At 61.9% G+C, this 19,143-nt stretch carries 20 protein-coding genes and 2 pseudogenes; 15 read left to right on the top strand and 7 right to left on the bottom strand.

Annotated elements, in window-relative coordinates:
* Positions 1 to 73 precede the first annotated feature (73 nt).
* From AC1POX_RS11680 to AC1POX_RS11670, 3 genes are read left to right on the top strand one after another with little or no spacing between them, the layout of a single operon-like run.
* Positions 74 to 1,438 carry an alpha/beta hydrolase gene (locus tag AC1POX_RS11680; RefSeq protein WP_029819472.1) on the top strand — a complete coding sequence of 455 codons (1,365 nt, stop codon included), beginning with the start codon at positions 74 to 76 and terminating at the stop codon, positions 1,436 to 1,438.
* Positions 1,435 to 2,961, top strand: coding sequence for a GMC family oxidoreductase (locus tag AC1POX_RS11675; RefSeq protein ID WP_372356199.1), 1,527 nt, complete (start codon positions 1,435 to 1,437; stop codon positions 2,959 to 2,961). The genes AC1POX_RS11680 and AC1POX_RS11675 overlap by 4 nt, the downstream gene beginning before the upstream one ends.
* Positions 2,962 to 3,014: 53 nt before the next feature.
* Complete coding sequence (locus AC1POX_RS11670; protein WP_008575709.1) at positions 3,015 to 3,818, top strand: SDR family NAD(P)-dependent oxidoreductase; 804 nt, start codon at positions 3,015 to 3,017, stop codon at positions 3,816 to 3,818.
* A 167-nt stretch (positions 3,819 to 3,985) separates the two neighbouring features.
* Here the strand turns inward: AC1POX_RS11670 and AC1POX_RS11665 are convergent, their stop codons facing one another.
* Genes AC1POX_RS11665 through AC1POX_RS11645 form a run of 5 tightly spaced genes read right to left on the bottom strand, consistent with a single transcriptional unit; the run spans position 3,986 to position 6,940 of the window.
* The gene (locus tag AC1POX_RS11665) at positions 3,986 to 4,747 is read right to left on the bottom strand and encodes a sulfite exporter TauE/SafE family protein (RefSeq protein WP_372357169.1); all 762 of its coding nucleotides are present in this window, start codon (positions 4,745 to 4,747) and stop codon (positions 3,986 to 3,988) included.
* A 24-nt stretch (positions 4,748 to 4,771) separates the two neighbouring features.
* Entirely contained in the window at positions 4,772 to 5,212 is a 441-nt protein-coding gene (locus tag AC1POX_RS11660) for a protein tyrosine phosphatase family protein (protein ID WP_008575714.1), read from the bottom strand.
* Complete coding sequence (locus AC1POX_RS11655) at positions 5,209 to 5,640, bottom strand: DUF6691 family protein (protein WP_008575716.1); 432 nt, start codon at positions 5,638 to 5,640, stop codon at positions 5,209 to 5,211. The genes AC1POX_RS11660 and AC1POX_RS11655 overlap by 4 nt, the downstream gene beginning before the upstream one ends.
* Complete coding sequence (locus AC1POX_RS11650; protein ID WP_008575717.1) at positions 5,637 to 6,077, bottom strand: YeeE/YedE family protein; 441 nt, start codon at positions 6,075 to 6,077, stop codon at positions 5,637 to 5,639. Before AC1POX_RS11650 ends, AC1POX_RS11655 begins: the two co-directional genes overlap by 4 nt.
* Positions 6,074 to 6,940 (bottom strand): MBL fold metallo-hydrolase, encoded by an 867-nt coding sequence (locus AC1POX_RS11645; RefSeq protein ID WP_372357168.1) that lies wholly within the window; start codon positions 6,938 to 6,940, stop codon positions 6,074 to 6,076. The genes AC1POX_RS11650 and AC1POX_RS11645 overlap by 4 nt, the downstream gene beginning before the upstream one ends.
* A 254-nt stretch (positions 6,941 to 7,194) precedes the next feature.
* Here AC1POX_RS11645 and AC1POX_RS11640 point away from each other — a divergent pair, with 254 nt between their 5' ends.
* Positions 7,195 to 7,503 carry a metalloregulator ArsR/SmtB family transcription factor gene (locus AC1POX_RS11640; protein ID WP_372357167.1) on the top strand — a complete coding sequence of 103 codons (309 nt, stop codon included), beginning with the start codon at positions 7,195 to 7,197 and terminating at the stop codon, positions 7,501 to 7,503.
* A 552-nt stretch (positions 7,504 to 8,055) separates the two neighbouring features.
* Here the strand turns inward: AC1POX_RS11640 and AC1POX_RS11635 are convergent.
* A complete protein-coding gene (locus AC1POX_RS11635) occupies positions 8,056 to 9,081 on the bottom strand; it encodes an alpha/beta hydrolase (RefSeq protein WP_372356198.1) in 1,026 nt (341 codons plus the stop codon).
* Between the two features lie 110 nt (positions 9,082 to 9,191).
* Between AC1POX_RS11635 and AC1POX_RS11630 the strand changes: the two genes are divergently transcribed.
* From AC1POX_RS11630 to AC1POX_RS11580, 11 genes and pseudogenes are all read left to right on the top strand, one after another.
* Positions 9,192 to 10,013: an AraC family transcriptional regulator gene (locus tag AC1POX_RS11630; RefSeq protein ID WP_372356197.1), complete on the top strand. Its 822-nt coding sequence runs from the start codon at positions 9,192 to 9,194 to the stop codon at positions 10,011 to 10,013.
* A gap of 21 nt (positions 10,014 to 10,034) precedes the next feature.
* Positions 10,035 to 10,349, top strand: a pseudogene (locus tag AC1POX_RS11625) (helix-turn-helix domain-containing protein); the annotation flags it as partial.
* A gap of 259 nt (positions 10,350 to 10,608) precedes the next feature.
* Positions 10,609 to 10,941 carry an SEC-C metal-binding domain-containing protein gene (locus AC1POX_RS11620; protein ID WP_372356196.1) on the top strand — a complete coding sequence of 111 codons (333 nt, stop codon included), beginning with the start codon at positions 10,609 to 10,611 and terminating at the stop codon, positions 10,939 to 10,941.
* Between the two features lie 163 nt (positions 10,942 to 11,104).
* Positions 11,105 to 11,248, top strand: a complete 144-nt coding sequence (locus tag AC1POX_RS11615; RefSeq protein WP_481108582.1) for a hypothetical protein — start codon at positions 11,105 to 11,107, stop codon at positions 11,246 to 11,248.
* Positions 11,249 to 11,727: 479 nt separating this feature from the next.
* Entirely contained in the window at positions 11,728 to 12,897 is a 1,170-nt protein-coding gene (locus AC1POX_RS11610; protein WP_235651442.1) for a site-specific integrase, read from the top strand.
* Positions 12,898 to 12,916: 19 nt separating this feature from the next.
* Positions 12,917 to 13,804: a hypothetical protein gene (locus AC1POX_RS11605; RefSeq protein WP_372356195.1), complete on the top strand. Its 888-nt coding sequence runs from the start codon at positions 12,917 to 12,919 to the stop codon at positions 13,802 to 13,804.
* A protein-coding gene (locus tag AC1POX_RS11600; RefSeq protein ID WP_127170426.1) for an IS3 family transposase occupies positions 13,779 to 14,914 on the top strand; the annotation gives its coding sequence in 2 pieces (ribosomal slippage) (positions 13,779 to 14,016 and positions 14,016 to 14,914; 1,137 coding nt in all). The genes AC1POX_RS11605 and AC1POX_RS11600 overlap by 26 nt, the downstream gene beginning before the upstream one ends.
* A gap of 133 nt (positions 14,915 to 15,047) precedes the next feature.
* Positions 15,048 to 15,191, top strand: a pseudogene (locus AC1POX_RS11595) (site-specific integrase); the annotation flags it as partial.
* A gap of 42 nt (positions 15,192 to 15,233) precedes the next feature.
* A complete protein-coding gene (locus AC1POX_RS11590) occupies positions 15,234 to 15,665 on the top strand; it encodes a hypothetical protein (protein WP_481108610.1) in 432 nt (143 codons plus the stop codon).
* Positions 15,662 to 17,995 carry a hypothetical protein gene (locus AC1POX_RS11585; RefSeq protein ID WP_372356194.1) on the top strand — a complete coding sequence of 778 codons (2,334 nt, stop codon included), beginning with the start codon at positions 15,662 to 15,664 and terminating at the stop codon, positions 17,993 to 17,995. The genes AC1POX_RS11590 and AC1POX_RS11585 overlap by 4 nt, the downstream gene beginning before the upstream one ends.
* Positions 17,988 to 18,467 carry a hypothetical protein gene (locus AC1POX_RS11580; RefSeq protein WP_372356193.1) on the top strand — a complete coding sequence of 160 codons (480 nt, stop codon included), beginning with the start codon at positions 17,988 to 17,990 and terminating at the stop codon, positions 18,465 to 18,467. Before AC1POX_RS11585 ends, AC1POX_RS11580 begins: the two co-directional genes overlap by 8 nt.
* A 37-nt stretch (positions 18,468 to 18,504) precedes the next feature.
* Here AC1POX_RS11580 and AC1POX_RS11575 read toward each other — a convergent pair whose 3' ends face one another.
* Positions 18,505 to 19,128, bottom strand: a complete 624-nt coding sequence (locus AC1POX_RS11575) for a histidine phosphatase family protein (RefSeq protein WP_218490587.1) — start codon at positions 19,126 to 19,128, stop codon at positions 18,505 to 18,507.
* Between the last annotated feature and the right edge of the window lie 15 nt (positions 19,129 to 19,143).

The following is a 19,143-nucleotide window of genomic DNA, read 5'->3' as shown; positions in this document are numbered from 1 at the left end:
GCTGTCGACCTCATCTGCACGGGGCGTGGACGAAGCGTACGCCACCATGCCGAACCGACTCACAAGGTGCGACATGGCCAAGCCAACGCTGTTCTTCCTGCATGCGCTCGGCGCCAGCCGACAGGAGTGGAGCCATGTCATCGCGCAGTTGGGTAGCCGCTTCGACTGTATTGCCCTGGACATCCCAGGATTCGGCGATGCACCTGCGCTGGACCACTTCGACACGAACGCGCTTGTTGACTGGTTTAGCGCTGAAGTCATCAGGCGGCAACCAGCATGCTGGTTTGCAGTGGGGCATAGCATGGGCGGAAAGATCGCTACCTTGACGGCGGCCCGGGCACGCGACGGTGTGGCGGGCCTTGCCGGGCTGGCTGGCGTGGTGCTGGTTGCCGCGTCACCGCCAGCCCCCGAACCGATGCAGGAACCGCGACGGCGCACCATGCTTGCCTGGTTCGAAACAGGGCAGCCTGCGCGCGTGGAGGCAGCGCAGTTCGTGGATGCCAACTGCGCCTGCCCGCTGCCTGATGAAATCAGGGACGCTGCGATCAACGACGTTCTGCGCACCGCACCCAGTGCATGGATGGCATGGCTCACACACGGCAGTCGCGAAGACTGCACGGCGCAGACCGGATGCATCGGCGTGCCGGCACTGATTGTCGCGGGCAGCCAGGATGGTGATCTAGGTGAGGCTGCGCAGCGGCGCCTGAATGCGCCGCACTATGCGCATGCGCAGTTCGCCATCGTGGCCGACGCCGCGCATCTGATTCCCTATGAACAGCCGCAGGAACTGGCGCGGTTGATCGCAACGCATGTAGACCGCTGCATTGAGAACTGCCTGCCTGAGGACTTCATTGCCTTGCTGAACTCCGAGCGCGTTGCGCCGCGCATGCGCAAGACCTTGCTCGCGCGGCACGCGGGGCCGCCGGCCTCGGGCGAGGGCGTGTTGAACCCGCGGCAGTTGAACGTGCTCGCCGCCGTGGCTGCACGCGTGCTGGATGGCGCGGGCGATGCGGCGCAGATTGCGCGGCGCATCGACCTGCAGCTTGCAGAAGGCACGGGAGATGGCTGGCGGTACGCAGACTTGCCAGACGATCGCCTGGCGATGGCGCTTGGCCTGGATGCACTCGATGCATTGGCCGGCGGCTTTGCCGAACAGTCGGCCAAGGACCAGGACCGCTGGCTGCAGGAGATCGCGCACTCGGTGGTGGGCAATACCTCTGCGCACGGCCTGGATGCGGGGCAATTCGCGCATTGGTTCGAGGATGTACGTGCGGATGTGGTGCGCACCTGGACCAGCCTTCCCGCCACCATGGCTGCGCTGGGCTACGACGGTTTTGCGGTCGGCAACGACACGGGCAGTGGCCCCGTCGGCTATGTAGAGACGGCAGCGGGCCGGGATGAGCACTGGCAATTGCGTGCGCCCGAGACTGCCCAATGAGCAACGCGGGTGGCCAGGACAGCGTCGATGTGGTGGTGGTCGGCAGCGGAGCGGGGGGCGGCCCGCTTGCGGCGCGGCTTGCGCGAGCCGGCGTCTCGGTTGTCGTGCTGGAAGCCGGCGCGGCATTTACGCCGGATTCGCATATTCCCGATGAGTTGACCACCGGCATCTATTGGATGGAGGAGCGTCTGAGCGGTGGGCAAACGCCCACTGCGTTCGGGCCGAACAATTCGGGCTGCGGACTGGGCGGTTCGACGTTGCATTGGGGCGCGTTCTGCCCGCGGCCGGACAAGCGCGATTTCAGCCTTCTGACCCAGACCGGGCAGGGCGCCGATTGGCCGATCCCGCACCATGAGTTGGTCGCTTACGTTCGTCGCGTGGAGACCTTCATCGGGGTCTCCGGTCCCGTGCACTACCCGTGGGACCCCGAGCGCAGCTATGCGTATCGGCCACCACAACGCAATGCGTCGGCCACGGCCATGGCGCACGGTTGCGGCGCGCTTGGCATCCGGACCACCGATGCACCCGCCGCGTTGGTCACCAGGCCGCATCAGCAGGCGCATTGGGGCCAACGTGCGGCGTGCAACAACTGTGGTGCCTGTCACCAGGGCTGCAGCAACGCCGCCAAGGTGAGCGTGGACACCACATGGCTCCCGCTGGCCAGGGCGCATGGTGCGCAATTGCGCACTGACAGCCGGGTGGTCGATCTTGAATGCGACGGCCGCAGCGCGGTGACCGCGGTGATCTACCGCCAGCATGGGCAGGAGTATCGCCAGCGCTGCAGCACCGTCTTCCTGTGCGCAGGGGGTGTGGAGACACCGCGCTTGTTGCTTAACCTGGCGCTAGCCAACTCCAGTGGGCAGGTGGGCCGCAATTTCATGGCGCATGTGGCAACCCAGGTGTGGGGCGAGTTCGACACAGACATGCGCATGAATCGCGGCTACCCGTCTTCGCTCATTAGCGAAGACATGCTGCGCCCGGCTGACGCCAACTTCATTGGCGGCTATCTGGTGCAGAGCCTGGGCGTGCAGCCGATCACGCTGGCGAACACGCTGGCGCGTGGTGCCGGCCTGTGGGGCAGGGACCTGGTCGCCACGCTGCGGCGCTACAACCGCCTGGCCGGTATCGGCATCAATGGCGAATGCCTGCCGCAGGACGCCAATCGCCTGACCTTGTTCGACGAACGGGACGCCTTCGGGCAGCGCAAGGCGCGCATCGATTTCAGTTACGGCCCCAACGAGCAGGCCATCGACGCCCATGCGCGCGCAGTGCTTGGATCGATCTGGCAAGCCGCTGGCGCCCGCAACATCTTCGCGGCTGCGCGCTCGGCCCACACGCTCGGGACCTGCCGCATGGGGACCGATCCTGCACAGGCCGTGGTCGATCCCGATGGCCGCACCTTCGACGTGCCGAACCTCTACATCTGCGACAACTCGGTGTTTCCCAGCGCACTGGCAGCCAATCCGGCACTGACCCAGATGGCACTCGCGCTGCGCACCGCAGAACGCTTCCTTGCGCGCTAGCGATAGCTGCGCCAGCACTGCGCCATCACGTATTCAACGACCAGGAGCTCAACATGGATCTCGGAATCAAACAGCGGATCGCCCTCATCAGCGGCGGCGACTCCGGCATGGGCAAGGAGACTGCGCGCCAGCTGCTCGAAGCCGGCGTGCGCGTGGCGATCACCGATCTTCCCAACGGCACGCTCGACCAGGCAGTGGCCGAGCTGTCCGGCCTGGGCGAGATCATCGCCGTCGAAGGCGATGTGACGCAGGAACAGGAGGTCGTCCACATCTGGACCCAGGTGCGCGCGCAACTGGGCGAACCGGATATCTACGTCAACGCCGCCGGCGTGACCGGCGCCACCGGCGATTTCCTGGAGGTCAGCGATGCCGGCTGGCTCGAAACGCTGGACATCAACCTGATGGGCGCGGTGCGCATGTGCCGCCAGGCCATTCCTGCCATGCGTCGCAAGCAGTGGGGGCGAATTGTGTTGTTCGCGTCCGAAGATGCAGTGCAGCCGTACGTGGATGAGTTGGCCTACTGCGCGTCCAAGGCCGGCATCCTGAGCCTGGCCAAGGGGCTGTCAAAGGCCTATGGCGCCGACAATGTGCTGGTCAACACGGTGTCGCCTGCCTTCATCGCAACACCGATGACCGACAAGATGATGCAAAAGCGCGCGCAAGAAAACGGAACCAGTGTCGAAGAAGCCATCGCCTCGTTCCTGGATGAAGAACGCCCCGGCATGGTGCTGAAGCGGCGCGGCCGGCCAGAGGAAGTGGCGTCCGTCGTCGCATTCCTGTGCTCGGAGCGCGCCAGTTTCATCAACGGCGCCGGCGTGCGCGTGGACTCGGGCTCGGTATTCACCATCGCCGGCTGAGGCGGGCGGCGCTGTGCAGCGGCAAGCACGTGCATTGCCCAACTGTCCGCCGCATGTCTTATCCAAGCAAATCCCCGTGCAATTGGCGAGGGCGGGGCAGATCGTCGGTGGCCGCTCTCGAACCGATGGTGAAGCTGCGTGGGGCTGTCAGATGAGACGACAACCGGTCAGACCACCCGCCACAACATGTAGCCCGCAGTGAGGAAGATCAGGCATGCAAATGCGCTATTGAGCAATCCCCGATGCCCGGCTAGCGCCGCTGCAGCACGTGCTCCCGCCATGCCACCTACGCTGCCGGCAACGATGAACGCGGCAGCCAGTGGCCAGTTCACCAACCCGGAGTACGCGTAGTTCACCGCGGTGGTCAGACCGAAGGCAGACACCGCCACCAGCGAGCTGCCTACCGCGGCCAACATTGGCATCCCGGTGGCGGTCATCAAGCCCGGCACGATCAGGAAACCGCCGCCGATGCCGAAGAAGCCGGAAAATCCGCCAGCGAGCGTTCCCAGCCCGACCAACGCGGGTGCATTTTCCTTGCTGATGCGCGCAGCCGCATTCTCTTGCGCGTTGCGCTTGCGCAGCATCAGCAGGCCAATCACCACCATCAATCCCGCAAACAGCGCCAGCAACCGTTGTCCGTCGACGGCCTTACCCAGACTCGAACCAAGGTAGGCGCCGGCAACGCCGGCCAGGGCGAAGACCGAGGCGCACGGCCACCTGACATTGCCACGGCGGGCATGCACGAACAGGTTGGACAGCGCATTGGCAGCGACGGCCAATGCACTGGTCCCGATGGCAACATGCGGATTATCCACACCGACCAGATACAGCATCAGCGGGACAGCGAGAATGGAGCCGCCGCCACCGACCAGTCCCAGCACGAAGCCGACCAACACGCCGGAAAGCCCGCCCAGCACGAGCTGCAGCAATGAAAGGGTTTGCATGACCGGTATTTACTCAGGACTGGATGGCGCGTCGCGAATGAGACGCGGAGCGAGTGAGGAAAGGTCGTAACCTGCGCCGGCGGCGATCGACAGAACCTGGTCTGTGGTGAGCCTGAGGGTGCGGACTTGTGCCAGCGCCCACAACGACGTCGAGCGCGTTCCCGTCCTGCAATACGCAACGACGGGCGCAGGCAGTTGCTCGAGCATTTCGCAAAATTGCTGCACGTCGTCCTCCGAAATGGCGCCGGCGACAACGGGCAGATAAGCGAAACGCATGCCCGCCTGCGCGCAGGCCGATTGCATGGCCAGATGATCGGGTTGATCCGCCTGCTCGTTGTCTGGCCTGTTGCAGACAACGCTGGCGACACCCAGGCTGGCCAGGGCAGGAAGATCGGCAGGCAACAATTGGCCGGCCACCAGCAGGGCAGGCGAAAGCGATCGCAGCTTCATGCGACGTGTTTTCCCGCGCCGGCGCGATGGAGAAAGCTGTGGAGGAAGACGCCTGCCACCAGCGAGGCAGCGAACACCAAGGCGAACGCCTGGCCGGTCGCCAACAGCGCGATGGCGGGGCCAGGGCAGACCCCGGCCAGACCCCAGCCAATGCCAAACAGCGCCGCACCGATCACCAGCTTGCGGTCGATCCGCCGCTGCTGCGGCAGCTGCAGTGTCGGGGCGAGCAAGGGAGTGCGGCGTGCGCGCGCCCATTGGTAGGCGATGGCCGAAGGGATCAGCGCGCCTGCCATCACCAGGGCCAGCGAATCATCCCAGGCACCGGTGACATCGAGGAAGGCAAGCACGCGTGCAGGATTGGCCATGTCCGAAATCACCAGGCCCAACCCGAACAAGGCGCCGCAGAGAAAAGCCGCCACGCGGATCATGCGCCCGCTCCAGCGACAGCCCGCACGGCCGTCACTGTTGCCATGCCCAGCAGCATGAACACGGTGGTGGCGACGATCGAGCGCGGCGACAGTCTTGCCAGGCCGCTCACTCCGTGCCCGCTGGTGCAGCCGGCACCCAGACGGGTTCCATAGCCCACCAGCACGCCGGCCACGATCAGCACCGGCATGCTGGTGCCGCTCAGCGGCGCGAGCGTGATGGGCTTGAGCGCCAATGCCACACCTGCGCTTGTCAGAAGCCCGGCCAGGAACAGGATGGACAGCGAGCGCGCGCCGCCCGCGTGCAGACCGAGCGCATCGGCGAGCAGGCCGGAGATGCCGGCGATGCGGCCGACCAGCAGTAAATACGCGCCAGAGGCGGTGCCGATCATCAGCCCACCAATCAGCGGCCAATACCAGGCGAGGTGCGGGAGCGTCATAGCACGTCCAACGGCAGCTTCAGATAACGCACGCCGTTGTCTTCCGGCGTGGGCAGATGACCGGCGCGCATGTTGACTTGCACCGATGGAAGCAGAAGGCGCGGCATGGGAAGCGTGGCGTCGCGTGTCTCGCGCATCTTCACGAAGTCCGCTTCGGAAACGCCCGCATGCAGATGCACATTCGCGCTGCGTTGCGCGCCAATCGTGGTTTCCCATGCGAAATGGGCCCGGCCTGCGGACTTGTAGTCGTGGCAGACGAAGACACGCGTGGCATCGGGCAGTTTCAGCAGCCGGTGGATGGAGCGATAGAGCTGGCGTGCCGAGCCGCCCGGAAAATCGCAGCGCGCCGTGCCGTAGTCCGGCATGAACAACGTATCGCCTGAAAACAGCGCATCGCCGATGAGGTAAGCCATGCATGCGGGCGTATGTCCGGGAACATGCAGCGCCACTGCGTGCAGATGCCCGATCGTGAATGCTGCGCCGTCGGCGAACAGACGATCGAACTGGCTGCCGTCCCGGCTGAATTCCTTGCCGGCGTTGAAAAGGCTGCCGAAGATCTGCTGCACGGCCGTGATGCGCTCGCCGATGGCGAGCTGTCCGCCCACCTGCTGCTGCAGCCATGGCGCAGCCGACAGGTGGTCGGCATGGGCGTGTGTTTCGAGGTGCCATTGCACCTGTAACGCCTCGTCACGCACGTAGTGCGCAAGCGCTTCAGCCGAACCGGTCGCAGTTCGGCCGGACGCCATGTCGAAGTCGAGCACGCTGTCGATGATGGCGCAGGCCGACGAGCCAGGGTCTCGGACCACGTGGCTGGCGGTAAAGGTCACCGGGTCGAAGAATGTCGCCACGTGCGGCGCGCTCATGCGACCGGAGCGGGTGTCTTCCACGACAGCGCAGGCCGCTGCCAGGCAGGTGTCGCGTGCTGGATGACTCACGATAGCAGCGTCGAGAAGGAGTAAAGAAACAATCTCATAGTTACTTATACTGTGCAACTAACAGATTGGCGCTGGCCGTTTTCGTTCAGCCGCAGTGCCTAGCCGTTACCCTCTACATTCCTGATCCGCAGTCCCCACGCCTCGTGACCGAATCCGCTTTCTCCACCGATGCTCTTGCCGCCATGAAGGAGCGCGTACCAGACGTGGCCGAGCTGCTCCGTTTCATGGCCACACCGTCACGCCTGCTGTTGCTGTGCCAGTTATCGCAAGGCGAATCCACCGTCAGTGGCCTGGAAGCGACGACAGGCATTCGGCAGCCCGCCTTGTCCCAGCAACTGGCCGACCTGCGTCAGCGGCAGTTGGTCCTGACTCGCCGCGAATCTCGATCCATCATTTATCGTTTGGCCGACCCAAAAGTGGCAGCCTTGCTGAGCGCCATGCATGCGATCTTTTGTACGGAGGATGACCATGGCGATCGCGTCCCTGAGTAATGCGCTATGGATGCAGCTGCTCCGATCTGCGCAGCTATGCCGTCCGCGCCGCGCGACGCTGGCTAGCTCATCGCCGTAATCCAGGCGCATCTGACGGACAACCCCGGACACGGATTTGACCTGCCTATGGAGGTGGCATGGCGGTCGCGGGTTGGGGCAAAAACCGTGCCTGGCGGGTCCAGACCGCGCTGAACCTCACTCTTCCATGTCGCGGCAAGCGTCGGCGACCTGATCGCATCCGCGCCGCTGGAGATCCCGCAAGCGGCGAACCACACCTGGCAGGCAGACTTCATGTCCGACGCCGCCTCATGGCCTGGCCGCCGCTTCCGCACCTTCAACATCAACGATGACTGCAATCGCGGATCGATGAAGTTGAATCCACACCAGCTTGCACTCGGCACGGGTCATCCGCGCCCTGGACGAGTTGGCACACTGAAACGGAACACTGCTCAGTCAGGGTTTTCTTACTGACAATTCCAAGGCTCTTTGCGATCGTCTACCGGCCGAGCGAACCGCGGATGCGGCAGCCGCGGACCCATTCCGCTATCGCGCTTACTTCAGGTGTTCGCGTAATCCATCGCCGGCTTGGCGAATCGCATCACGGACTGCCGGTACGTCCCGAAGCGCATTGAGCAGGCCGTAATCGTGGATCAGCCCGTTGTAGCGCGTCACGGTCACCTCGACACCTGCTTGATCTAGCGTGCGACCGAAGGCTTCGCCCTCATCGCGCAATACGTCCAGCTCCGCCGTCTGAATCTGGGTCGGCGGCAAGCCTTCCAGCTGGGCGGCGGTAGCGCGCAGGGGCGAAGCAGTGATCTCGGCGCGGGCCTTGGGGTCGGTGGTGTAGTTGTCCCAGAACCAGGTCATCATGGTGCGGCTGAGGAAGTAGCCGCTCTGGTAGCGCTGGTACGAGTCATTGTCGAACGCGGCGTCGGTGACCGGCCACAGCATCAGGTTGTAGCGCAGTGCCGGCGTGCCTGCTGCCTTGGCCTGCAGCGCCACTGCCGCCACCATGTTGCCACCGACGCTGTTGCCGGCCAGTGCCAGGCGTTGGCCATCCACGCCGATCTCCGTGCCGTGTTCGGCAACCCAACGCGTGGCGGCATAGGCCTGATGGATCGCCACCGGGTAGCGCGCCTCCGGCGAGGGCGTGTAATCGACATAGACCGCCGCTGCGCCGGAGGCATTGACCAGGTCGCGGATCAGGCGTTCGTGGGTCGGGAAGTCGCCCAGCACCCAGCCGCCGCCATGGAAGAACATGAAAGCCGGCAGCACCTGGCCAGTGCTATGCGGCGGCCGCACGATCACCAGGTTCAGCGGCTTGCCGTTGGCCTGGATGGTCTTGCGGCTTACATCGGCCGCCGGCAGGGGTGTATTGGCCTGGGCGTTGGTCAGCACCTGACGCGCCTGCGCGGGGCTCAGCTGCTCGATCGGCGTGCCGCCACCGCTGTTGAGCGCCTTGAGGAAGTCTGCGACCGGGCGCAATGGCGCCGGCTGGTCGCTGGGTGCGGCCGCGACAGCAGTGCCAATCGATGCCGCCAGCAGCGTGGTGGCAATAAGGGCGAGGGGAGTCTTCATGATGCGGTTCCTGGACAAGCCGGGCAGGGTGCCGGCGACAGGAGTGACTTTGCGCGTCAAGGCGATACGATAGGCCGCAAATCGTCCATGAAACTTTACCTGGAGTCCAATTGGTCGACCGTCTAGCCGCCTTGCTGAGCCATTTCTCGGTGACCGCCGAGGTCTTCCATGCCGGCGCGCTGTGCGGCATCAACCAGCTCGACAGTGGCGACCGGGGCCAGCTGCACCTGATTCGTCAGGGCGCGGTGGTGGTCCACAACGGCGACGGCAGCCACCTGCAGATCGACCGGCCCAGTTTGCTGCTGTATCCGCGCGCACTTGCGCACCGCTTCGACACCGACCCGGTGCACGGAGCCGACTTTGCCTGCGCGCACCTGAGTTTCAGCGGAGGCGCGGCCAATCCATTGGTGCGCGCACTGCCTGCGTGCATTTGCCTGCCGCTGGAAGCGCTGCGCCAAGGTGCTGTGCTGGTGCATGCCTTGTTCGAAGAAGCCTTCGCACAGCACTGCGGGCGGCAGGCAGTGCTCAACCGGCTCTTCGAAGTGGTGCTGGTGCACGTGATCCGCGAACTGATGGAGCAAGGCCACGCCAAGGGCGGCATGTTGGCCGGCATGGCCGACGCGCGGCTGCGCCTGGCCCTGGTCGGCATCCACGAACATCCCGCCAAGCCTTGGTCGCTGGAGTCGCTGGCCGCCCGTGCCGGCATGTCGCGCAGCGCCTTTGCCCGCAGCTTTCACGACACGGTAGGCTGCACTCCAGGTCAGTACCTGCAGAATTGGCGCATCGCGCTGGTGCAACGCGGCCTGCGCCAGGGCCGGCCGCTCAAGCAACTGGCCGACGAGGTGGGCTACGCCGGCGAGGCAGCGCTTTCGCGTGCATTCAAGGCGCAAGTGGGGCACTCGCCGCGGATGTGGCGGAAATCTAGCTTGTGACGGCTTCAGACCAGTCATGGGATTTTACATAATATACAGAGCGCAGCAAAGGCCTCCCGTAAAGGGCCGTTATACAAATCTGCGCATCGTTCTATAATCAGCAACACACAGTTTCGTGACGCTAGAATCTTCAGTGGATTCACTCGGGAGGACGCCGCCCGTTTCCTGAATGTCAGCGTGCGAACCATCGGCCATTGGGAGACGGGTAGGGCTCGGCCGAGCTATGCCGCTTTCAAACTCTTACGCGTGTACCGCCATGGCTCTCTGATCCACCCCGAGTGGTCCAGATGCTTCATCAACCATCGCGGCGCTTTGGTGACGGCTGAGGGGCGTGAGATTCGCGCCACCGATCTTGATTGGCTTTCGCTGCTATTCCGTCGCGCCGAATGCATGGGACCGCTCATGCGTGAGCGTGATGCTCTCCGCGATCAACTTGCGGCCATCCACGCGCGTTCCGGCGAAGCCGGAGCGCGCCTTGGGCTTGTCCATTATAAAACAAGTGACACGCGCCCCAGCGAAACCCAGCTGTATCAAGGGTTTCGCGTTGCTTATCCTTCTGCTTGCCATGGGGCCATAATGGGGCCAAAATGGCCCCATGACAGACGCCATTCACAAGATCAATTTGAGGCTCCCGATGCACGTAGTGGAGGAAGCCAAGGCGCAGGCCGCGCTGTTGGGGGTGTCCCTCAACGCCTACATCCTGTTCGCTGTCTCGGAACAGGTGAAGCGGACCCGGAAGGAACTTTCCGGCCCTGTGACACCGCCCAAGCCCAAGCCCAAGCCGCGCCCAGCATCGGCGGCGGTTTCCGAATGGGACGCTCCTGTCGTTACTCCGGTGAAGCGTCCTCAGGCCAAGGTTGGGCGGAACGAGGATTGCCCATGTGGCAGTGGTCGCAAGGCCAAGCATTGCCATCCGGAGTGGACCTAAATCCTGACGCGTCAGGAAATGCCGGGGGTGTGCTGTGAAACGCCAGTCGGATCCGGAATACCTGCGGTCGGCGTTGGCTCGGGCTTATGAGATGCGAGACGTTATTGAGCAAATGCGCTCCGAACGTCCTACAACTGTTGAGGAAAAGGTCCATTTCGCCTCAATGCTTGAGACCGCTGACACCTTCATCGCTTACTACCGGCGTGAGCTATCGCTGATCGCGCGGCGTGGCGGCCACGGTCATCGTGTACAGGGCGCGGCGCTTGGGCATGCGGGTGCGCGCCTGCGGCGCGCAGAGCAAGCCTGAGCGCGGCGCCCGTGTCTGTTGACCAGTTCCGAATTGCAGCGGCCTCGGCGATAGTCGCGGTGTGGCTGCTTGTGGGGTGCAGGGGCTGCGCCCCTGCGGGTATGGCGCATGGATGCGCCGCTCTGCACTTAGCGGCTGGAGCCGCGCAAGAGTGCGGGTCAGGGCCGGGCGGCAACCCGACTGCTGACCCGTTTTTTACTGCCTATCAGGGCAATTCTTGCCGGTGGCAGCAACCACCGGCAACACTCAGGGCCGCGTTGGAGGCGGCACGCGTATGAAGCCACAGAACCGAGTCGGACATAATATACATTATGCGAAAAAGTGGTAGTTATTGAGGTGTTGCGTTGAGAAGGCCTTCTAGGCCTACTTGACCGCAACAGTGACGTGATAAATGGTACAAATCATGTTGCTCTCTCCAAGAGTTCCTTGTGCTTAGACTGCTGAATGATCCTCAAGTCCCGAGCTCACTCCGAGGCGCATTGATTGTCGATGATCGCTACAGGCTGCCGCGCTACTGGGCCAGCGTCTGGACATCGATGTCGAGTTCTGAGCTTGCCGCATCCACTCAGGTCAAGCGGCTACGCTATGTGGAGAACCTCTACGCCCACGCAGACAGCCTATTTGGAACCAGTTCTCTAGACGATGCATTGGGCGACCTGGATGACGTACGGCTTGCCGAGATTCTTGAGTCTTGGTTCATATCCATCCGAAACCAAGCCTACGTAGGGTCCGCCGACGAGACACGTTGGAGAACCGGGTTGTCCTTCGTCACGGCCGTAGTCACTTGGCTGTCGAAGACAACCCTGCCAACGGATCGATTACGGCATATCGAGGGTCGGCTGCATCGCCTGTCCAATCTCTATGGGCAGCTACATGTGCGAAAGAGCAAGCACGCGAGCCAGATCCGTTCACTGCCGGCCAGCGTGGTTGAAGTGTTATACGAAATGTTGGACCCAGCATCTGCGACCAACCCATTCCCCAGAACGCATACCAGGTGGCTAACCTTCGTGGCCTTCTTGTTGATGCTTCACCAGGGCCTCCGGCGCGGTGAGCTGATGCTCCTCACGGCGGATGTTGTCAAAAGCGGATTCGATGATCGTCAACAACGACCCCGGCACTGGTTGAACGTGTCGGAAAGCAAGTATTCCGATGACGAGGTTGATCCACGGTATTCGCGACCCAGCATTAAATCTGCGGATTCCGTTCGTCAACTGCCAGTGAGCAACACGATTGCTGCGTTGGTGCAAACCTACGTCGAGAACTATCGAGGAAAGCCAAGTCACGCCTTCCTGTTGAACACGCAGCAGAACACGCCGTTGTCAACGGAGTCTTTGACGAAGATGTTCGCAAAGATCTCCGTGAGCCTCCCACGCGCTGCCCTTAAAGAGCTAACGGACAGAAATCAGAAGACGACTATAACACCCCACGATCTGCGTCATACATGCGCCGTGGTAAGACTGAATCAGCTGCTGCAGCAGGGTGATCCAATGGAAGAAGCGCTCCAGAAGCTCAGGGCGTTTTTTGGTTGGTCCAGAGAGTCACAGATGCCAGTTCGCTATGCCCGGGCAGTGTTTGAAGATCGTCTCTCGTCAGTCTGGAACGACGCGTTAGACGAGAGAGTTTCCGTTCTAAGAGCGATCCCCTCCTAGGCCTCGCTTGGAGCGCGACATGGCTAGAAATGAAAATATTCAATGGCAGCTGGAAGCTGGGGCTTGCGAAATAGTTGCTCAACTACCGTCGTTGCCTCCGGTGATTCGGTACTACGACGATTTCGACGGAAAGCAACGATCAATTCGAGATCCAGCCAATGCCAAATGTTTTGCGGTTCATATCGATGGCCGGGTTGTGAAAGTTGGCTTTGATCATCTGTCCGAGCAACTCGCCTTGTTGATAAAACACGTCTTCTTGTACCTCCTGGGTGAAGGCCTGGCTCCATCGTCGGCAAGCAAGTACGCCCGTGGCAGCAAGGCAATCGGCGAGGCAGAAATCGTCAGGTTGTTGGGGGTAGCACCAACAGGAATAGGATCATTCTGGGCGACATTTTTTGCACGCGACCTGCCGGCGGAAGCGTACGCGTGCGCGAAATCTATCCTGCGACTGCTATGCAAATATCGACTCAACCAATGGGCTGACTCCTATCACGGTGTGATATCCGCCCTGCCCCTTCCCTTCAACGACAAGTACGCCGTCGTCCGGTCTGGCGAAGCGTTTCTCTCGGTGGATGATGAAGCGGCGGTAGTTCGTTTTTTGGACGAAGCGGCAATCCAGGCCAAAGCGTCGTCGCTGACCCTCGAAGATGTGCAAGACGCAGCGATGCTGCTGTGTGCGTACCAGTTCGGGATGCGACCGGTTCAGATCGCAATGCTCACGTTTCGTGACGTCAAAGTTCGTCACGAATCCGTCGACATGTTCGCTTCCGTCCACATCACATTCCGCATGGCGAAACAGCGGAGTTCTAGTGCCGCCATGATACGCCCAGGGTTACGTAGACATCTCAAGGCCATGGAAAATGGCAGATCCGGAGGTGTCCATGAGCAGCAAGCGGTATACGGATGAGTTCAAGATCGAAGCGGTCCGGCAAGTGATCGATCGTGGCTTCAAGGTGGCAGAGGTCGCCGAGCGACTAGGTGTCACCACGCACAGCCTGTACGCCTGGCTGCGCAAGTTCGGCAAGCCTGGTGTGGTGCAGCGCGCCGAGGTGGACCAGAGTGCCGAGGTTCGGCGCCTGAAGGCCGAGTTGCGCCGGGTCACCGAGGAGCGCGACATCCTAAAAAAGGCCGCCGCGTACTTTGCCAAGGGATAAAGGCAAAGTACGCCTTCATGCAAGACCATCGCAGGGAATTCCGGTTGTGCGCGATGTGCCGAGTATTGCGCGTCAACCGGGCGGGTTACTACGCGTGGTTGCGCGCGCCCAACAGTGAGCGCGCCAAGGAAGATGAGCGCTTGCTTGGACTGATCAAGCAGCACTGGTTGGCCAGCGGCAGTGTCTATGGGCATCGCAAGATTGCCAAGGATCTGCGCGAGTTGGGTGAGCGTTGCAGTCGCCATAGGGTGCATCGGCTGATGCGCGCCGAGGGGCTACGTGCCCAGGTGGGCTATAGGCGCAAGCCACGTTTCCATGGCGGGACACAGTGCGTGGTGGCGGCCAACCTGCTCGATCGGCAGTTCGACGTGACGGAGCCGGATACAGCCTGGGCGAGCGATTTCACCTTCATCCGCACGCATGAAGGCTGGATGTATCTAGCTGTGGTGATCGATCTGTTTTCCAGGCAGGTCGTCGGCTGGGCAATGCGCGACCGGGCCGATACCGAGTTGGTCGTGCAGGCCTTGTTGTCTGCGGTGTGGCGGCGCAAACCCAATGCTGGTTGCTTGGTTCACTCGGACCAAGGGTCTGTCTACACCAGCGATGACTGGCGCAGTTTCCTGGCGTCCCATGGGTTGGTGTGCAGCATGAGTCGGCGTGGCAACTGCCACGACAACGCACCCGTGGAGAGCTTCTTCGGTCTGCTCAAACGCGAGCGTATCAGGCGACGGGCCTATCCCACAAAGGACGCCGCACGCGCCGAGGTATTCGACTATATCGAGATGTTCTACAACCCAAAACGCCGCCACGGTTCAACTGGCGACCTATCGCCTGTAGAGTTCGAACGGCGCTACGCGCAATGAGGGTCTTGAGTGTCTACGTAACCCTGGGCGTATCACCAAGCCGCTGCTTAGACGAGTAAAACGCGAGTGGACACCTCTTTTCGTCGAGATCGAACGGCGCTTTCAGGTTGATGGCGATGACGCGGGCGCTAGGGTGTTCGGCGCCACATCCGCAAATGAAGCAAGTCGTCGCATCAGCTCCCTACTCCGCGATCTGCTCGAGCTTGGCGCGACTGCCGTCAATCTACGACATACAGCCGCTCAACGCCTCGTTGACGCCGGCGCAAGCCAAGAGGAACTGGCCGAGTTCCTTGGGCACTCGGATATGACGACTGCGCTCGTGTACTACGAAACATCGGCCAACCAGGCTGAGCGGGTGAACAAAGCCCTGGGAATCTCCGAGATCTATCAGCGCGTGGCTCGCATTGCCCACAATCGTTTTATCGATCCAGAAGAACTCGCGCAATTGAAAGAGTCCCAGCAGATCGGCGGAGCGCCACATGGTGTTCCGATCGCGGGGATCGGTGGGTGCACCTCCGGGCAGGCTGCGTGTCCCTACAACCCGATCTTGTCCTGCTACGGCTGCAGGAAGTTCATGCCGATTCACGACGTTCAGATGCACTCGAGAGTTCTAGCCGACTTTCGGGATGTGGCGCGGTTTTTCCACGACTCGTCTCGTGGCGACGCGGTTTCGCCGGCCTATCTACAGCTTGAACGGACGATCGCAGAGGTTCAGGCAGTGGTGGTTGAGCTCGAAGGTACGCCGTCTTGAATCCCCACTTCGCCGCTTTCATCAAGCTCGGAATGGAACTGGCCGCGACGCATGGGGTTCCTTGGGGAATTCCTCTGGACCAGAGCGGCACGGCGATCAAAGGGTACGACTGGGACCTCACTGCGCTTGCAGGAGGCGTTGCACCTAAGCATCGCTTGCGCCACTTCAGTTCGGAACCTTCGGCACTTGATGCGCTCAACGCAGCCCACTCTTCGAACGGGCTACCGGTTCTGCATGCGCGCACTTTTTCGCCCGCATGGCAAGACCTCATCAAAGCTGCCGTCATGGAACAGCTGTTTGTTCGCCGCAACTCGTTCGGTCACATCGCCAACAATGTGGCACGCCCCTTGCGCGTGATCGCTACATGCGCGGGGGACGCTGAGCCGTGGAGTGTCACCGTCGACGAGATGGCTCTCGCGGTTCGCACCGGCAACAGCATCCAGGCGTCGGGCAAGCTTGGCGACTTGATCGCGGGTCTGACCAAGGTGGTGTTTGATGCCAACCATTTGGCCGATGTGGGGCCGCTCTACCCTGCCCTCGCCGCCGCACGTCTCCAGCCTAGAGCCACTCGGCGGTCCAAATTTCTCAATTCTCAAGCGGAGATTCGGCACAACCTGGAAGATCGCAAGCGCGCTGAGCGCCTGCCAGAACGTCGCGCGTTCTGGGAGTTGGTCCGGATCGTTATGACCGAGCAGCCCCTGACCTTCATGGACGAACTGCGCTTTGCAGCCATTCGCATCATGATCTTGACGGGCTTCCGAATTGGTGAGGCCACGCTCCTCCCCGCTGAGTGGCGGACGGACCGGCACTATTACGACTCGAAGCAGCGGCCTGCAGGGGAGCTAGGTGGCTACTCCAAATCGCTCATGATTAGGCACTTCGCCGAAAAGCAGCAGGCGAAGAATGCCGATAGCAAGGTGCTAGTCGCCAAAAGTCACTACGTTCCCCAGATGTTCGAGGAGATCGTGAGCGAGACCCTGACCCGTGCTGAGGCAATCACAAATCCGCTACGAAGCACGCTGAGGAAGCAGACTGAAACAGGGCGCGCTCTGCCAGACTTTGCGCTCGGTGAGCTGGTGCCGACCACGCAAATCTACTCTCGCCTTTCCGGAAACGCCTTCTGGCTAGACCTGGCCGAGGACAAGAAACAGTATTGGATGCAGAAGTGCCGTCAGAACTATTCCGCTGATTGCTTCGACGAGCTCCAGAAATTTCAAGAGAGCTTGAATGCCAGTCTTCAAGGTGAAATGAGTGCGACCGCTCGCATGTACTTTCGCCGCATGGCGGGATTCGAGGGCAAAGATGGTGGCGCATTGGTGCTGAGAGACGTCGAAGGCAGGGCGGTCTCACCCAACGGCAAGCGCGACATGAGCAAGGTCTTCGTAAGAATCGGAGATCTTGAAAGTTACCTTCGTGTCGCGGCCAGCTCGAAGTTGCCGGACACCGAGCTTTTCAGTCTGACCGATCGCAGCTTTGCTTCCTGGGAATTCCTTTTCCTGCATCCGAAACGGTCCCTAGCCGAGGAGCGAAACAATGGGGTCTGCGATGTCACCCGATACATCTCCGTTGGTCGGCCCGATACAAGCTTGGTCAATCTTTCCCTCGGCGAGCAGAAGTCCCGCGACACGCTTTTCAAACGGTATGGGCAATCTGACGACGACAAGGACCTGGTACTCACCTCCCATACCCTGCGTCACCTACAGAACACCGAGCTTTTCCGTCTCGGCGTAGCCGACACCATCATCTCCAAGCGCTTCAATCGCCGCAGCGTGGCCCAAAGCTACGAGTACGATCATCGCAGCTTGGCGGAAGAGTTGGATCAACTCGAACTGCCTCCAGACGTGGAAATGGCACTCGGCGAGAAAGCCAGCACTGTCGCGAAGATGATCCAATACGGCAAAGCCAGTGGTCCAATCGTGGATGCGTTCAAGAAGATCCAGAGCGCGGAGGGTGACACCGCAGCGTTCGAGTTTCTGAAGGTCGAAGCCGATGGCTTTCACGCGACTCCATACGGACATTGCTTGAACAGCTTCACTGTCGATCCGTGTCCAAAGCATCTGGAGTGCTTTTCCGGCTGCCGTCATCTGTCGGCAACCAACTTGCCGGAGAACCGCCGTCACCTGCGGACGCTCGAACTCAAGTTGGCCGCGGCTGTCGAGATCGCAGAAGCCAGGCCATCAAAGAGCATCGGCCGCACGAACCAGATTCAACATGCCAAGGTCAGACTTGACGGCGTGCGCACGCTCCTGGCGACCAAGGAAGGCGATAAGCCATTCCCTGATGGTCCCGACCTCTCTCTTCCTCGCCGCAGCGGAGTCATGGATGGATAACGACAGCTTGCAACAAGCCACACGCGATTTCGATCCGGAAATGCGCCGAGTGCTGGACGACCTGCTATCGCGCGACGAGGACATCACCGCGCGGGCGGTTGCACGCTTGCATCCGCAAATCAAAGCCGCATCATCGATCACCCGCAGCAAAGAACGCAGCCGCATGCTTGCGCAGTATCAGGAGCGGCAAGCCGAATTCCGTCGTTGGCGAGGCAGGCCTGGAAAGCTCTCTGGTGATGCCGCGGCCAGCGCCCTGGCAGATCGCGATGTGCGCATCGCCGAGCTTGAATCGCAGGTCGCTCTGCTCACGGCATCCCACGTCGCGATGATCCGCGCAGTAGGCGAACTGGGCGGCTTCAGCAAGTGGGCACAGTTCTATGAATCGTACAGCGGCTCAAGGGACCAGCTGGCGCAGATGGGCGCGCTGCCAGAAGCAACGGTGGAGTCACTTCCGCAGCGCAGGCCAAAGTAATCGGCGATGCTTCGGCCGCGGTCCGGAAGCGAGTGATTCACTCGAATCTATTGCGGAGTACCCACCGAGCGGGCGCCAATTCCTCAAGGGCGTAGATCGCGCCGTTGGGCAGCGGCAGGCCAGTCTGGAAACGGCGGAAGCGGTGCATGTCATCACAGGTGTCCGCCCCGAACCCAAGCAGCTTCCACGCCACCATGCCAATCCAGATGCCGTGACCAAAGCAGACCGTTCCGTCGGGTAGCAGCGGGAGCCGGTCGGTCATGAACGCGGATACTCGGCTCGCGAACTGCCCGAAGCTTTCGGCCTGCTCGCCCATCTTCTTTGTGGGATCACCCTCTTTCCAGAACGCATCGGCGATCGGGCGCCGTTGCGCTTGGTCCATGCCGGCGATCAACACCGGGTCAATCATGTCGAACTCCTGCAGCAACGGCTCCTGCTCGATCTTGACCTGCCTTCGCTTGGCGTAAGGCTCGGCGGTGTCCAGCGCCCTGATAAAGGGCGAGGCAAGAATCCTGGGGGGCTGAGCTGGCAACCGAGCCGATAGCGCCTCTGCCTGCTTGCGCCCCGCTTCTGTCAGTGGAATCAAGGCATGGGGCATGGTGATGCCACCCGCATTGGAGACACTTTCTCCGTGGCGTACCAGATAGATGGAGCGATGCATCATATTCGCCGCCCT

This window comes from Xanthomonas sp. NCPPB 3442, from assembly GCF_056725145.1.
The sequence above is the reverse complement of the archived record's forward strand: the minus strand, read 5'-3'. Positions and strand labels throughout refer to the sequence as shown.